The sequence below is a fragment of the Rhodoferax sp. ZS1R25 genome (assembly GCF_056521335.1).
The window spans coordinates 1573521-1588064 of record NZ_JBWMAZ010000001.1 but is presented as its reverse complement, the minus strand read 5'-3'; the positions used below and the strand labels follow the sequence as shown (position 1 = coordinate 1588064).

Here is a 14544-nt window from a genome sequence, read left to right as displayed (position 1 = left end):
CACCGCGTTTTGATGCCCGATTTCACCCCTCCATTCCAACCGCCAGAGGCCTTCCAGGTTCGCATCGAACCCGATGACTGGACGTTTGCAGCACCCGCCGCCAGCACCGTGTTGCAGGCCGGTCTGGCTGCGGGTGTGGAGCTGGTCAGCGCATGCCGCAATGGCACCTGCCGCACCTGCCTGTGCCGGTTGGTAGAGGGCGAAGTGGCGTACCAGATTGACTGGCCTGGCGTGAGCGCGGAAGAGAGGGCAGAGGGCTGGTTTCTGCCCTGCGTGGCGCTGGCCCGCAGCGATTTGGTGGTGGAGCAGCCCATGGCCTGGCCGGCGCCAACACCGTAAAAACACCAAGGTCGCCGCACCACGTCACCTAGGGTGAACACCATTGCCCCGCATGCGAGGCGCCCCAAGAATGGGCGATTCACCATAGGGAGCCTTCATGACCACGATCACCGTATCGCCCAGCGATTTGCCGTTGCAATGCCTGTACCGCTGGGAGAAAGAACGTGGCAACCAGATTTACCTCTCCCAGCCCACGGGCGGGGGCGTGGTGCAGGACATCACCTGGTCGGAGGCGGCATGGCAGGTGCGCTGCATGGCGACCTGGTTGCAAGCCCAGGGCTGGCCCCAGGGCAGCCGCGTGGCCATCATCGGTAAAAACAGCGCGCATTGGATCCTTGCCGACCTGGCCATCGTGATGGCGGGCCATGTGTCGGTGCCCATCTACCCCACCTTCAACGGCGAATCCTTGGCCTACATCCTGGCGCACAGCGAGGCCAAGGCACTGTTCATCGGCAAGCTGGACGACACCGACAACCTGCGCACCGGCGTGCCCGCCGACCTGCCATTGATTGCCCTGCCCCTGGCACCCACGGTGCCAGCATTGCAGTGGGCCGATCTCGTCAAGGCCAACGCCCCGCTGGCCGGCCACCCCACGGCGCCGGGTGAGCAGGTCAGCACCATCATTTACACCTCCGGCACCACCGGCCAACCCAAGGGCGTGGTCCACACCTTCAACACCATGGCCTGGGGCCTGTCCAGCGCCACGGCCCGCGTGCGCATGGACAGCGACGACCGCTACATCTCCTACCTGCCGCTGGCCCACGTGGCCGAGCGCATGCTGGTGGAGCAGGCCTCGCTGCGCTACGGCGGGCATATCTTTTTTGCCGAGTCGCTGGACACGTTTGTGCAAGACCTGCAACGCGCCCGCCCCACCATCTTCTTCTCGGTGCCACGGCTGTGGGTCAAGTTCCAGCAGGGCGTGCACAGCAAGATGCCGGCGGCCAAGTTGCAAAAGCTGCTGCGCATCCCGCTGATTGGGGGCCTGGTGCGCAAAAAAATCCTCAAGGGCCTGGGACTAGACCAATGCCGCCTGGCCGCCGGGGGCGCCGCCCCCATGCCTGCCGATGTGCTGCAGTGGTACCGCAACCTGGGACTGGATTTGATCGAGGTCTACGGCATGACCGAGAACAGCGGCGTGTCGCACTCCACCCTGCCGGGCTCACGCCAGACCGGATCAGTGGGTCTGCCCTACGCGGGTGTGGAAAGTCGCATTGACCCCGAGACCGGCGAGATTCAGATGCGCTGCCCCGCCCTCATGACGGGCTACTACCGCGAGGAGGCGCAAACTGCCGCCGCCTTCACCGCCGACGGCTGGTTGCGCACCGGCGACAAGGGCCAGATCGACGCGCAGGGCTTTTTGAGCATCACCGGCCGCGTCAAGGACATGTTCAAAACCAGCAAGGGTAAATACATTGCGCCTGCACCACTGGAAGACCTGCTGGTGCTACACCCCGACATTGAAGCCTGCGCCGTGACAGGTGCCAATTGCCCCCAGCCGTTGGCCGTGGTAATGCTGTCGCAAGACGCTGCTGCGCGCAGCCAGACCACGGAGGGCCGGCAGACCCTCACCGCGTCGCTGCAGCTACACCTGAAAACCACCAACACCAAGCTGGCTCCGCACGAAAAGCTGGACTGCCTGGCCGTAGTCACCACCGCCTGGACGCCTGAGAATGGCTTTGTCACGCCCACGCTGAAGGTCAAACGCCCGCGCATCGAGGCGGTGTACGGCCCGCAGTTTGATGCCTGGCTGGCCCAGGGCAAGCCCGTGGTGTGGGTTGACCCGCAGTAGGCATGCCCCTGGGGTAAGCTTGCGGCATGCCCGCCTGGATACGCCGCTTCGCGCCCCCCTCAATTTCTGTTTTTGCTTTTGTTTCGGCTACCCTGGCGCTGCTGACCGGCCTGGCCCCGCTGCCAGCCCAGGCACAGGACAAGCACCCCATGGCCGAACGCACCCAGGCCTGCACGGCCTGCCACGGCGACCAGGGCAAGGCCGGCCCCGATGGCTATTACCCGCGCCTGGCGGGCAAGCCCGCCGGTTACCTGTTCAACCAGCTGATGAACTTTGCCGACGGGCGGCGCCACTACGCGCTGATGGATGGGCTGATCGCCCCGCTCTCGCCCGAGTACCTGCAACAGATGGCCGACTACTTTGCCAGCCTGGAGGTGCCCTACCCACCGCCCGCAACTGCCACGGCCCCCGCAGCGGTGCTGCAGCGTGGCAAGGCGTTGGCACTGCAGGGTGACCGCGCGCTGGGCATTCCCGCCTGCGTGCAATGCCATGGAGCCGCACTGACGGGGGTGCTGCCCGCCACGCCCGGCTTGCTGGGCCTGCCGCGCGACTACCTGAATGCCCAGCTGGGCGGCTGGCAAACCGGCCAGCGCAAAGCCCGAGCACCCGACTGCATGGCCGAGGTGGCCCGCAAGCTCAGCCCCACCGATGTGAACGCGGTGACCCAATGGCTGGCCGCCCAAGTTGTGCCAGTACCTGCCAAACCCGCCATGGCACGACCGCCCGCTGCCGCCAACGGCCCCGCCCTGCCGACCTGCAGCCCAACACCCTGACCCATGAAAACACCTGCCAAAGTTGCGTGGACGCTGGCCCTGGCATTGGCCGTGGGGGCCGCGGCCGTATGGTGGTCGGTATCGCGCACCAGCACGCCTTCTGCGTCCCGCCCACCTGACGCGCCTGCCACCGCCACCCAGATTGCACGCGGCACCTACCTGGCGCGCATAGGCAATTGCGCGTTGTGCCACACCGCGGTGGGCGGCACGCCCTACGCCGGGGGCAAGGGCATTGCCACACCGTTTGGCACCGTGTACTCCAGCAACCTGACCCCCGACCCCAGCGCGGGCCTGGGCCGCTGGAATGCGAACGATTTTTGGCAAGCCCTGCACCACGGCCAATCGAAAGACGGACGCCTGCTGTACCCCGCGTTTCCGTACCCCAGCTACACCCACGTCACACGGGAAGATGCTGACGCGCTGTGGGCCTACCTGCAATCCTTGCCCGCCACTGCCACCACGAACACCCCGCACACGCTGCGCTGGCCCTACCGTACCCAGGCCGCGCTGTGGGTGTGGCGCACGCTGTATTTCACGCCTGCAGATACTGCGGCACCTTCGTCATCCGCCAGGCCTGAGACGGCACGCGGCGCCTACCTGGTCCAAGGGTTGGCGCACTGCAGCGAATGCCATGGCGCCCGCAACGCCTGGGGTTCGGTGGATCCGCGCAAATCACTGTCTGGTGCCACACTGCCCGGTGAACTCTGGTACGCGCCCTCGCTGACGGCATCCGACGAGGCGTCGGTGGCCGGGTGGTCCCAAGAAGACACGGTGTCGCTGCTCACCGCGGGCACCAACCGCCATGCCACGGTCAGCGGCCCGATGGCCGAGGTGGTGCGCCACAGCACCCAGTATTTGCTGCCGGAGGACGCGGCCGCCATGGCGGCCTACCTGGCATCGCTGGGTCCGCAGTCCGCCAGTGCACCAGCCGCGTCGCCCACAAAACCCAACAGCGCCCCGGCACCCACCCTGGGTGCACGCCTCTACGACAAACAGTGTTCACAGTGCCATGGCAAACAGGGCGAGGGGAAAGCAGGCGCCTACCCCGCGTTGGCGGGCAACCGTGCGGTGCAAATGGACAACACCAACAACCTGGTGCTGACCGTGCTGCATGGCGGCTTTGCACCCGCCACCGCGCAAAATCCCCAACCCTACGGCATGCCACCGTTCATGCTCACGCTGTCGGACACGGACATCGCGTCCGTACTCACTTTTGTGCGCAGCAGCTGGGGCAATGCCGCCGCGCCGGTGAGTGAGTTTGATATAAACAAGATACGCAATGCGCAACCGCGCTAGAGGCGCCGCCATGACCCCCTTTCGTTACGCCCCTACCCTCTTGATTGCACTGGCCCTGGTGGGCTGTGCCCCCTTGGGCGGTGTCGCCCCGGCCAAGGACACCACCTACGCCATCACCATCCTGCACACCAACGACCACCATGGCCGCTTCTGGAGAAACAGTGATGGTGAGTACGGCCTGTCGGCCCAGAAAACCGTAGTGGACCAGGTGCGCGCCGAAGTGGTGGCCAAGGGCGGCCATGTGCTGCTGCTCAGTGGGGGCGATATCAACACGGGCGTGCCCGAGTCCGACCTGCAGGATGCCGTGCCCGACTTCCGCGGTATGAACCTGCTGCGCTTTGATGCCATGGCCGTAGGCAACCACGAATTTGACAAACCGCGTGCGGTGCTGAAGATGCAGCGCGACCTGGCCACCTTTCCCATGCTGTCGGCCAATATTTACGACCAGGGCCAGCGCATGTTTGCGCCCTACAAGATCTTCAACCTGGGCGGTGTGCGCGTGGGCGTCATGGGCTTGACCACTGAAGACACCTTCAAGATGGTGCACCCCGATAACGTCAAGGGTGTGGAGTTCCGCAGCGTCATTGCCGAGGCCAACCAAGTCGTGCCCGAGCTGCGCGCCAAGGCCGATGTGGTGATTGCCGCCACCCACATGGGCCACTATGTGAACGGCCAGCACGGCACCCAGGCCGAGGGCGATGTGGAGATGGCGCGCGCCGTCAAGGGCATCGACCTGGTGGTGGGCGGGCACTCGCAAAACCCGGTGTGCATGAAGGCCGAGAACGTGCGCGACGAGGCCTATGTGCCCGGCACGCCCTGCGCGCCCGATCGGCAGAACGGCACCTGGATCGTGCAGGCGCACGAGTGGGGCAAGTACGTGGGCCGCGCTGACTTTGAATACCGCAACGGCGAGTTCAAGCTGGTGCACTACGCCCTCATTCCCATCAACCTGAAAAAGACCGTGAAGGACGCCGAAGGCAAACCCGCCAAGGCTTTCTACACCCAAGAGATTGCCGAAGACCCCGCCATGCTGTCCCTGCTCACGCCCTACCAAAACGTGGGACAGGAAAAACTGGGCGTGGCCGTGGGCAGCAGCGATGCCCGCATTGAGGGCGACCGCAGCATCATCCGCTCTCAGCCTGCCGCCATGGGCGTACTGGTGGGCCTGTCCATGATGGACCGCACGCGTGCCGACTTTGCGGTGGTGAATGCAGGTGGCGTGCGTGACTCGCTGCCGGCCGGCACGCTGACCTACAAGGACGTGCTCAAGGTCCAGCCCTTTGGCAACACCATCGCCACGGTCGATTTCACGGGCACGGAAGTGCTGGCTTACCTGAATGCGGTGGCCAAGATGTCGGCAGGCGCGGGCGCCTTTGCGCAGTTTGCGGGGGTAGAGCTGGTCATCAACGGTGGCGTCGTCAGCAGTGCGCGCATCCATGGCGCGGCGGTGGACTCTACCAAGACCTACCGCTTGGCCGTGAACAACTTCCAGGCAGTCGGTGGTGACGGCTATCCCAAGCTGATCGCCCACCCCACCTATGTGGACACCGGCTTTGTGGATGCGGAGGTGCTGCGCGCCTACATCGCGGCAAACAGCCCCCTGCAGGCGCAGCGCTTTGCGCCGGGCAACAACGTTGTGCGCCAGTAAATGGCCGCACTGTCTCGCCGTAAAAAAATACGCCTGACTGCGCGCACGGGCCACTTGCCCGAACGCGAGGGACGCACCAAGCAGCACATGATCGTTGACGGCTACGCGCCGTCGCAAATGATCGAAGACCTGCGCAAGTACCAGGCCGAGCTGGAGATCCAGAACAAGGCGCTGCGCTATTCGCAGCAAGAGGCCGAAGGCGCCTCTGAGCGATTTGCCACGTTGTTCTCCAACGTGCCATTGGCGCTGATGGTGGTGGACGAAGAGGGCTTGGTGCTGGCCAGCAACGCCATGGCGCTGCGGCTGTTTCAGCCACTGGAAAGTGACGCGCCGCTCAACTTTCTGCTGCCCTTTGTGGACGCTGAACATGCGGACGAAGTGGCGGTGGCGTTTTCCAGCGCCAAGCAGGAAGGCACCAGCGAGGTCAGCGAGGTGGCGTTCCTGGCTGGCTCGCGCGGCAGCTTCACGGGCGATCTGCACATTGCGCGCATTGAAAACCCGCTGGACGAGTTGGCGCACTTTATTTGCGCGGTGATTGACCAGGGCCCGCTGCTCACCCAGCGCCATGCGCTGCAGGAGAGCGCCGCTGTGCTGCGCCAGCGCAATGAGGATCTGCTGCTCAGCGAAAACCGCATGGCGGCCATCATCAACTCTTCGCTCGATGCGATTCTGTGCATTGACGAGAAGCAGTGCATCACCGTCTTTAACCCCGCGGCCACCGCCCTGTTTGAATGCCCGGCCGACCAGGCCTTTGGCGCCCAGCTGGGCCATTTTTTGCCGGATGTGGAACTGGCCCTGAGCGCGGGCAATGTGCCGGCGCAGGCCATGCTGGGTGAGTTCACCGCCACCACGCTGCTGGGCAAGCAGATTTATGTGGAGATCAGCGTCTCGCTGGAACGCCGACTGCGTACCCGTGCCCCGCTGCGCTTGCCCGACACCGACCCGGCGGACCGGCGCGGCGAGCAGAATGCCCACGGCGCAGTGACCACAATTTTCGCGCGCGACCTGACCGCCAAGAAACTGGCCGAGGCCCAACGCACGGCGCTGGAAACCCAGTTGCGCGAATCGCAAAAAATGCAAGCCATGGGCACCATGGCTGGTGGCATCGCACACGATTTCAACAACATCCTCAGCGCCATCCTGGGCAATGTGGATTTGGCCAAACAGGACACGCCCACCGACTCGCCCGCCCTGACCAGCCTGTATGAGATTGACAAGGCCGGGCGCCGCGCACGCGACCTGGTACGGCAGATTCTGACCTTCAGCCGCAACGAGCCGCCCAAGCGCACGCCCATCCAGCTGGCCGAAGTGGTGCAAGAAACCGCGCGGCTGGTCAAAGTGGCACTGCCCCCGGCGGTGGAACTGCGCATGGATGTGCCTGAGCAGTGCGACTCGGTGCTGGCCGACGCCACGCAGGTGGAGCAAGCCTTGCTGAACCTGTGTACCAACGCGCTGCTGGCCATTGGGCACAACAAGGGCTCGGTCACCATTGAACTCAGCAGCGCCGACATTGCCCTGCCGTTCAGCGACCGCGTCGGGCTGGCACCGGGCCGCTATGTCACGCTGCGCGTGCGCGACACGGGTGGTGGCATGTCGCAAGAGACCATGCAACGCATTTTTGAGCCCTTCTTCACCACGCGCCAGGTGGGTCAGGGCACGGGCCTGGGCCTGTCGGTGGTGCACGGCATCATGCAAACCCACCAGGGCGCCATTGACGTGCAGAGCACGTTGGGCCAGGGCAGCGTGTTCACGCTGTACTTTCCCGCCACCACGCAAGCGCCTGTGGCACCCGTCGAGCCCGAAGTCGCACAAGAGGTGCGTGGCCGCGGCCGCCATGTGATGTATGTGGACGACGACCAAGCCCTGGTGTTTCTGGTGGCACGTGTGCTCACGCGCAAGGGCTTTGCGGTCACCACCTTCACCGACCCGCACGAAGCCGAGGCCGCGCTGCGGGCCCAGCCCCAGGCATTTGACTTGCTGGTGACCGACTACAACATGCCTGGCTACAGCGGTGTGGATTTGCTGCGCCAGGCCAAGGCGATCCGCCCGGACCTGCCGGTAGCGCTGGCGTCGGGCTATGTAACGCCCGAAATCGAGCAACGCGCCCTGCAGGAAGGCGCCAACGCCCTGATCTACAAACCCAATGACGTCAACGAGCTGTGCGAAACCGTGCAGCGGCTTATCTCGCAAAACGATGCTCCCCACTGAAGACTTTGCCACCTTGCCGCTGGAGGTGGTCTATGCCGACGATGCCATCGTGGTGCTCAACAAACCCTCGGGCCTGCTGACTGTGCCCGGCCGTGGCCCGGAGAAGGCAGACTGCCTGAGCAAACGCGTGCAGGCGCGCTACCCCGATGCGCTGATCGTGCACCGGCTGGACCGCGACACCTCGGGCCTGGTGGTGCTCGCGCGCGGCCTGCCGGCCCAGCGTGTGCTGAACCTGGCGTTTGAACAGCGCCGCGTGGACAAGCGCTACACGGCAGTGGTAACTGGCAGCCTGACGGTGGACGAACAATGGCATGAAATTGACCTGCCCCTGCTGGTGGACTGGCCCAACCGGCCCAAGCGAACAGTCAATTACACCGATGGCCAGCGTGCGCTGACGCGCTGGCGCTGCACGGCGGTGGACGCTGCCGCCAACACCTCCCGCGTGGAGCTGGAGCCGGTGACCGGGCGCACCCACCAGCTGCGCGTGCATATGCAGGCCATTGGCCACCCCATGGTAGGGGACACGCTGTATGCGCCACCCGACGTACAGGCCCAGGCCGACCGGTTGCTGCTGCACTCGGGCCTGCTGAGCTTTCCGCACCCAGTGACGGGTGAGGTGCACGAATACACCGTCGCGCCAGCGTTTTAGTGCCTGGGCCTAAAATGGTTCGGTGACTACTCCACTCAACGCCGACCTCCATTGCCACTCCGTGGTGTCCGATGGCACCCTGACGCCCCAAGCCCTGGCCGCACGCGCCAGGGGCAATGGCGTGGAACTGTGGGCGCTGACCGACCACGACGAAGTGGGCGGCCTGCAGCGCGCCCGCGATGCAGCCCATGCTGAGGGCATGCAATACCTGACCGGCGTGGAGATCTCCATCACCTTTTTGAACCAGACGGTGCACATCGTCGGTCTGGGCTTTGACGCAGACAACGAGACGCTGCGCCAGGGCTTGCGCCAGACCCGTGGTGGCCGCAAAGAGCGCGCCATGGAAATGTCAGACGGATTGGCCAAGGTCGGCATCAAGGATGCCTACGAAGGCGCGCTGAAGTTCGTCGGCAACCCCGAGCTGATTTCGCGCACCCACTTCGCCCGCTTTCTGGTGGAGAGCGGCGTCTGCAAAGAGACCAACGAAGTATTCCGCAAGTACCTGACCGAAGGCAAACCAGGCTTCGTGCCACACCGCTGGGCCACGCTCAAGGACGCTGTGACCTGGATCACCCAGGCGGGCGGCATGGCCGTGATTGCCCACCCGGCACGCTACAAGTTCACGCCCAACGAAGAGTTTGCGCTATTCACAGAATTCAAAGGCTACGGCGGCCAGGGTGTGGAAGTGGTGACCGGCAGCCATTCGGTGCCCGAGTACCAAATCTACGCCGAGACTGCCAAGGAATTTGGCCTGGCCGCCTCGCGCGGCAGCGATTTCCACAGCCCCGATGAAAGCCACACCGAGCTGGGCACCCTGCCCGCTTTGCCGGGTGGCCTCACCCCCGTATGGGAGTTGCTGAGCTCCCGCATCCAATAAAAACACCAGGAAGAGCGCGCAAGCGTTTGCCGTGCCATGGCGCAGTATTTCGAAGTTCACCCCGACAACCCCCAACCCCGCCTGCTCAAGCAAGCGGTGGGCCTGCTTGAAAAAGGCGGCATTCTGGCCGTCCCTACGGACTCCAGCTATGCGCTGGTCTGCCACCTGGACGACAAGGCGGCGGCCGACAAGCTGCGCACCATCCGCGGTGTGGACGACAAGCACCACCTCACCCTGCTGTGCCGCGACCTCAGCGAGCTGGCCAGCTATGCCCGCGTGGACAACGCACAGTACCGCCTGCTCAAAGCAGCCACCCCTGGCGCCTACACCTTCATTCTGGAAGCCAGCAAGGAAGTGCCGCGCCGCGTGAGCCACCCTTCGCGCAAGACCATCGGCCTGCGCGTGCCCGAGCACAAGACCTTGCAAGACCTGCTAGCCCTTCACGGCTCTGCGCTATTAGCTACTACTTTGATAGCAGCAGGAGAGACGGAACCGCTCAACGATGCGCAAGATATTCGCGACCGCTACGAGCACCAGATCGCCGCCGTCATCGACGCTGGCGCCTGCGCACTGGAACCCACCACGGTGATCGACCTGACGGGCGATGCGCCCGAAGTGATCCGCCAAGGCGGCGGCAACCTGGCCGCCATCGGCCTCTAGTCCGGCATTTCGCCCCAATTTCACTCTGAGACAATTGCCCTGTGGACTTTGCACAACTGATCCAAACCGTTGCCATTTACGCCCTGCCCGTGCTGTTTGCCATCACGGTCCATGAAGCGGCCCACGGCTACGCCGCCCTCTACTTTGGCGACAAAACCGCCTGGTCCTTGGGTCGCATCACGCTGAACCCGGCCAAGCACATTGACCCCGTGGGCACCATCCTGATGCCGCTGTTGCTGTACTTCGCCACCTCGGGCACGTTTTTGTTTGGCTACGCCAAGCCCGTGCCAGTGCGCTTTGGCAACCTGCGCAACCCCAAGCGTGACATGGTGTGGGTAGCCCTGGCGGGCCCCGGTGCCAACCTTGCCATGGCGCTGGCGTGGGGTGTGGGCCTGTACCTGTTGCAAGGCGCGGGCGTCACCGAACCCTTCTTTTTGAAGATGTGCCAAGGTGGCGTGCTGGTGAACGTCGTCATGTTTGCCTTTAATCTGTTTCCGCTGCCGCCGCTGGACGGTGGTCGCATCCTGGTCGGCCTGTTGCCCCTCAAACAGGCCTTGCTGGTCTCGCGCATTGAGCCCTGGGGCTTCTTCGTGGTGATGGCTTTGGTCGTGGCGGGCGTCATCAGCACGCTATGGATGCAACCGGTGATGGCCTTGACCTTTGGCCTGCTCGACCTGTTGCTGAGTCCGCTCTCGGCCCTGGTGCACTGAGCACCCCTTCTTTGGTATTTTCTGACTGTCTGTTTCCATGAGCACTGTTCGCTTCCTCACCGGCATCACCACCTCCGGCACACCCCACCTGGGCAACTACGTGGGCTCCATTCGCCCCTCGGTGCGCGCCAGCCAGACCGCGGGCGTGGAGAGTTTTTACTTTCTGGCCGACTACCACGCGCTCATCAAGATTGACGAACCCGCCCGCATCCAGCGCTCCACGCTGGAGATTGCCGCAAGCTGGCTAGCCGCCGGCCTGAACCCTGACCACGTGACCTTCTACCGCCAGAGCGACGTACCAGAGATTCCGGAACTCACTTGGTTGCTGACCTGCGTGACCGGCAAGGGCGTGCTCAACCGCGCCCACGCGTACAAGGCCTCGGTGGACAAGAACACCGCGGCAGGCGTGGACCCTGATTCGGATGTCAACGCAGGGCTCTTCATGTACCCCGTGCTCATGGGCGCGGACATTCTGATGTTCAACGCGCACAAGGTGCCCGTGGGGCGCGACCAGATCCAGCACATCGAGATGGCGCGCGACATGGCCGCCAGCTTCAATCACCGCTACGGCGAGCACTTTGTGCCGCCGCAGGCCGAGATTGAAGAATCGGTCGCCACCCTGCCCGGCCTGGACGGCCGCAAAATGAGCAAGAGCTACGACAACACAATCCCGCTGTTCAGCAGCCGTGAGCAGCTCAAGAAACTGATTGCCGGCATCAAGACCGACTCACGCGCGCCGGGCGAACCCAAAGACACCGAGGGTTCGGCCCTGTTCCAGATCTACCAGGCGTTTGCCTCCGAAGAGGAGACCATCGCGCTGCGCACATCCTTTGCCGACGGCATTGCCTGGGGCGATGCCAAGGCCGTGCTGTTCGAGCGCATTGACCGCGAGATCGCCCCCATGCGCGCCGCCTACGAGGACTACATGGCCCACCCTGAAAAGGTGGAAGCCCTGCTGCTGGCCGGTGCGAAAAAAGCGCGTGCCATTGCCACGCCCTTCATGGCGCAGCTGCGTACTGCCGTGGGTCTGCGCGGCCTAGGCACCGCAGTGCAAGCCAACACGGGTAAGGCGGCCAAGGCGGCCCTGGCGTCGTTCAAGCAGTACCGAGAGAAAGACGGGCAGTTTTACTTCAAGCTGGTGGACACCGCGGGCGCCGTGCTGCTGCAAAGCAAGGGGTTTGAATCGCCCAAGGTGGCGGGCCAGGCCATTGGCCAACTACAAGCCCAAGGCGCCGCCGCGGTGACGGCCCTGAGCGCCCAGCTGGAGCCGCTGGATGCCAACGCCCTGGCGGCGGTCACCGACGCACTGCAGGCCCTGGCCGCAGCGGCCGAGAAAAAATAGGCGACCGCCTGGCCGCGGTACAACAAAGTATTGCCCAGCGCTATCGTTTTGGTAGCTGCCGGCGCAATATCTACGGGGGCTAGGCCCCGATTTTTATCTGAATAGGGGCAAGCTCTTGTTGCCTGCGGGGGGCCGCTGCAGTATAAGTTGGGGCATCACCCTTCACTCCCCAGGATTCACCATGAAGCCCTCCCTTTCCCTGTGCACCCTGACGATTTCGCTGGCGGCCCTGTGCCTGCCCATGGCCGCGCACGCGCAGGCCAAAGCCACGGCTGAAGAAGCCACCGCCATGGTCAAAAAAGGCGTGGCGGCCCTGAAGGCGGCGGGAGCCGACAAAACCAAGGTGTATAACGAAGTCATCGCCAAAGACCCCAAGTGGGTCGACCGCGACCTGTACCTGGTGGTCTATGGCCTAGACGGCACGGTGCGCGCCCATGGCGCCAACGCCAAGCAGGTGGGCGCCAACCTGATTGACATGCTGGACATTGACGGCAAGCCCTTTGTGAAAGAGCGTGTGGAGTTGGCCAAGAGCAAGGGCACGTTCTGGCAGGACTACAAGTTCACCAACCCCACCACCAAGAAGATTGAGCCCAAGAGCATGTACTGCGAGAAGCTGGACGACATGGCCGTGTGCGCTGGCATTTACAAATAACGCAAATAACGCGCGCCCTAGGCACTTGGGTGGCTGCAGGGAGACACCATGAAACTGGGTTTGAAATTGCTGGCGGCACCGCTGCTTACCGCGGCGGTAGTCTTGCTATTCGGCCAGACCAATGTGTTCTTCCTGGGCCGGCAGGCCGAACAGGGCCTGGGGGCCTCCCGCGCCAGCCTGGAGGATTTCAAAACCATTGCCAGTGCCCACCAGCAAATGGCCGAGGTGCACGCCAATGTGTACCGCACCGTGGCGCTGGTGGCGTCACTGGACGACGCCAAAATCAAGGAACTGCGTGCTGACTTTGCCAAGCAGCTGGACGGCGTCAAACGCGTGGTGCAAACCGTGGCGGGCACCGATGCCGAGCCTGCGCTGCGCACCAATGTGGATGCCGTGCTCAAGCTGGTGGAGACCTACGCCAAGCAGGCCGACGCGGCCCTCAACTTCGCCGCCATTGACCCCAACACCGGAATCGCCGCCATGGGTCGTGCCGACGCCACGTTCAAGGAACTGGTGAAAGCCTCAGGCGCGGTGACGGCCCAAATCGAAACCACATCGGACGCCACCATCGCGCAGTCGCAAAGCCAGGGGCGCACCATCAGCCTGGTACTGGCGGGCCTGGCCCTGCTGTCCGCCGGGCTGGCGGTATGGGTGTCGTGGCTCATGCAGAAAAAAATCGTCAGCGAGTTGGCCCGCGCAGCCTCAGTGGCGAATGAAGTGGCGCAAGGCAATCTGTCGGTGGACGCCAGCACCCAGCGCAGCGACGAAGTAGGCGACCTGATGCACGCGCTGGAGGCCATGACCCAGCAACTCAACCGCTCGATTGCCACGGTGCTGCAGTCGTCCGAGTCCATCCGCCTGTCCAGCGCCGAGATCGCCACCGGCAACCAGGACCTGAGCACCCGCACCGAGCAAACCGCCAGCAACCTGCAGCGCGCCTCCGCCTCCACCGGGCAGCTCACGGGCACCGTGCGCCAATCGGCCGAATCGGCCCAGCAGGCCAACCAGTTCGCCACCAGCGCGGCCGAGGTCGCGGCACGCGGCGGCGTGGTGGTGTCCCAGGTGGTCTCCACCATGGAAGAGATCAACATCAGCTCGCGCAAGATCGCGGACATCATCAGCGTCATCGACGGCATTGCCTTCCAGACCAACATCCTGGCGCTGAACGCCGCGGTGGAAGCCGCTCGTGCGGGTGAGCAAGGCCGTGGCTTTGCGGTGGTAGCGTCTGAGGTGCGCAGCCTGGCGGGCCGATCCGCTGCAGCTGCCAAGGAAATCAAGGGCCTGATCGACGCGTCAGTGGCCAAGGTCGAATCTGGCTCGGTGCTGGTCGCCAATGCGGGGCAGACCATGACGGAAATTGTGGGTTCGGTGCAGCGCGTGTCGGACATCATCAGCGCGATCTCTGCGGCCTCCAACCAACAAAGCAGCGACATTGGCGAGGTGAACACCGCGGTCTCTGAGCTGGACCAAATGACACAGCAAAATGCGGCCTTGGTGGAGCAATCCGCCGCCGCCGCGGAAAGCCTGCGTGAACAAGCCTTGCGCCTGGCCCAAGTCGTATCCACCTTCAAACTGGCGCAAGCCTGATTTCCCTTTTTTCA

General features: G+C 64.2%; 13 protein-coding genes. All 13 read left to right on the top strand.

Annotated features, from left to right (window positions below):
* Positions 1–12: 12 nt before the first annotated feature.
* Positions 13–339: a 2Fe-2S iron-sulfur cluster-binding protein gene (locus tag AC097R_RS07600; protein ID WP_479597287.1), complete on the top strand. Its 327-nt coding sequence runs from the start codon at positions 13–15 to the stop codon at positions 337–339.
* 97 nt (positions 340–436) lie between these two features.
* Entirely contained in the window at positions 437–2128 is a 1692-nt protein-coding gene (locus AC097R_RS07595) for an AMP-binding protein (protein WP_479597285.1), read from the top strand.
* A 26-nt stretch (positions 2129–2154) separates the two neighbouring features.
* Positions 2155–2901, top strand: a complete 747-nt coding sequence (locus AC097R_RS07590; RefSeq protein ID WP_479597283.1) for a c-type cytochrome — start codon at positions 2155–2157, stop codon at positions 2899–2901.
* 3 nt (positions 2902–2904) lie between these two features.
* Positions 2905–4197: a c-type cytochrome gene (locus AC097R_RS07585; RefSeq protein ID WP_479597281.1), complete on the top strand. Its 1293-nt coding sequence runs from the start codon at positions 2905–2907 to the stop codon at positions 4195–4197.
* 10 nt (positions 4198–4207) lie between these two features.
* On the top strand, positions 4208–5845 hold the full coding sequence (gene ushA / locus AC097R_RS07580) for a bifunctional UDP-sugar hydrolase/5'-nucleotidase UshA (RefSeq protein WP_479597279.1): 1638 nt from the start codon (positions 4208–4210) through the stop codon (positions 5843–5845).
* The gene (locus tag AC097R_RS07575; RefSeq protein WP_479597277.1) at positions 5846–8053 is read left to right on the top strand and encodes an ATP-binding protein; all 2208 of its coding nucleotides are present in this window, start codon (positions 5846–5848) and stop codon (positions 8051–8053) included.
* On the top strand, positions 8040–8702 hold the full coding sequence (locus AC097R_RS07570) for an RluA family pseudouridine synthase (protein ID WP_479597275.1): 663 nt from the start codon (positions 8040–8042) through the stop codon (positions 8700–8702). Before AC097R_RS07575 ends, AC097R_RS07570 begins: the two co-directional genes overlap by 14 nt.
* A 22-nt stretch (positions 8703–8724) precedes the next feature.
* Entirely contained in the window at positions 8725–9579 is an 855-nt protein-coding gene (locus tag AC097R_RS07565) for a 3',5'-nucleoside bisphosphate phosphatase (RefSeq protein WP_479597273.1), read from the top strand.
* 36 nt (positions 9580–9615) lie between these two features.
* Entirely contained in the window at positions 9616–10239 is a 624-nt protein-coding gene (locus tag AC097R_RS07560; protein WP_479597271.1) for an L-threonylcarbamoyladenylate synthase, read from the top strand.
* Positions 10240–10280: 41 nt separating this feature from the next.
* On the top strand, positions 10281–10949 hold the full coding sequence (locus AC097R_RS07555; protein ID WP_479597269.1) for a site-2 protease family protein: 669 nt from the start codon (positions 10281–10283) through the stop codon (positions 10947–10949).
* Between the two features lie 37 nt (positions 10950–10986).
* A complete protein-coding gene (locus AC097R_RS07550) occupies positions 10987–12291 on the top strand; it encodes a tryptophan--tRNA ligase (RefSeq protein ID WP_479597267.1) in 1305 nt (434 codons plus the stop codon).
* Positions 12292–12472: 181 nt separating this feature from the next.
* On the top strand, positions 12473–12943 hold the full coding sequence (locus AC097R_RS07545; protein ID WP_479597265.1) for a cache domain-containing protein: 471 nt from the start codon (positions 12473–12475) through the stop codon (positions 12941–12943).
* A 48-nt stretch (positions 12944–12991) separates the two neighbouring features.
* The gene (locus AC097R_RS07540; RefSeq protein ID WP_479597263.1) at positions 12992–14530 is read left to right on the top strand and encodes a methyl-accepting chemotaxis protein; all 1539 of its coding nucleotides are present in this window, start codon (positions 12992–12994) and stop codon (positions 14528–14530) included.
* Positions 14531–14544: the final 14 nt, after the last annotated feature.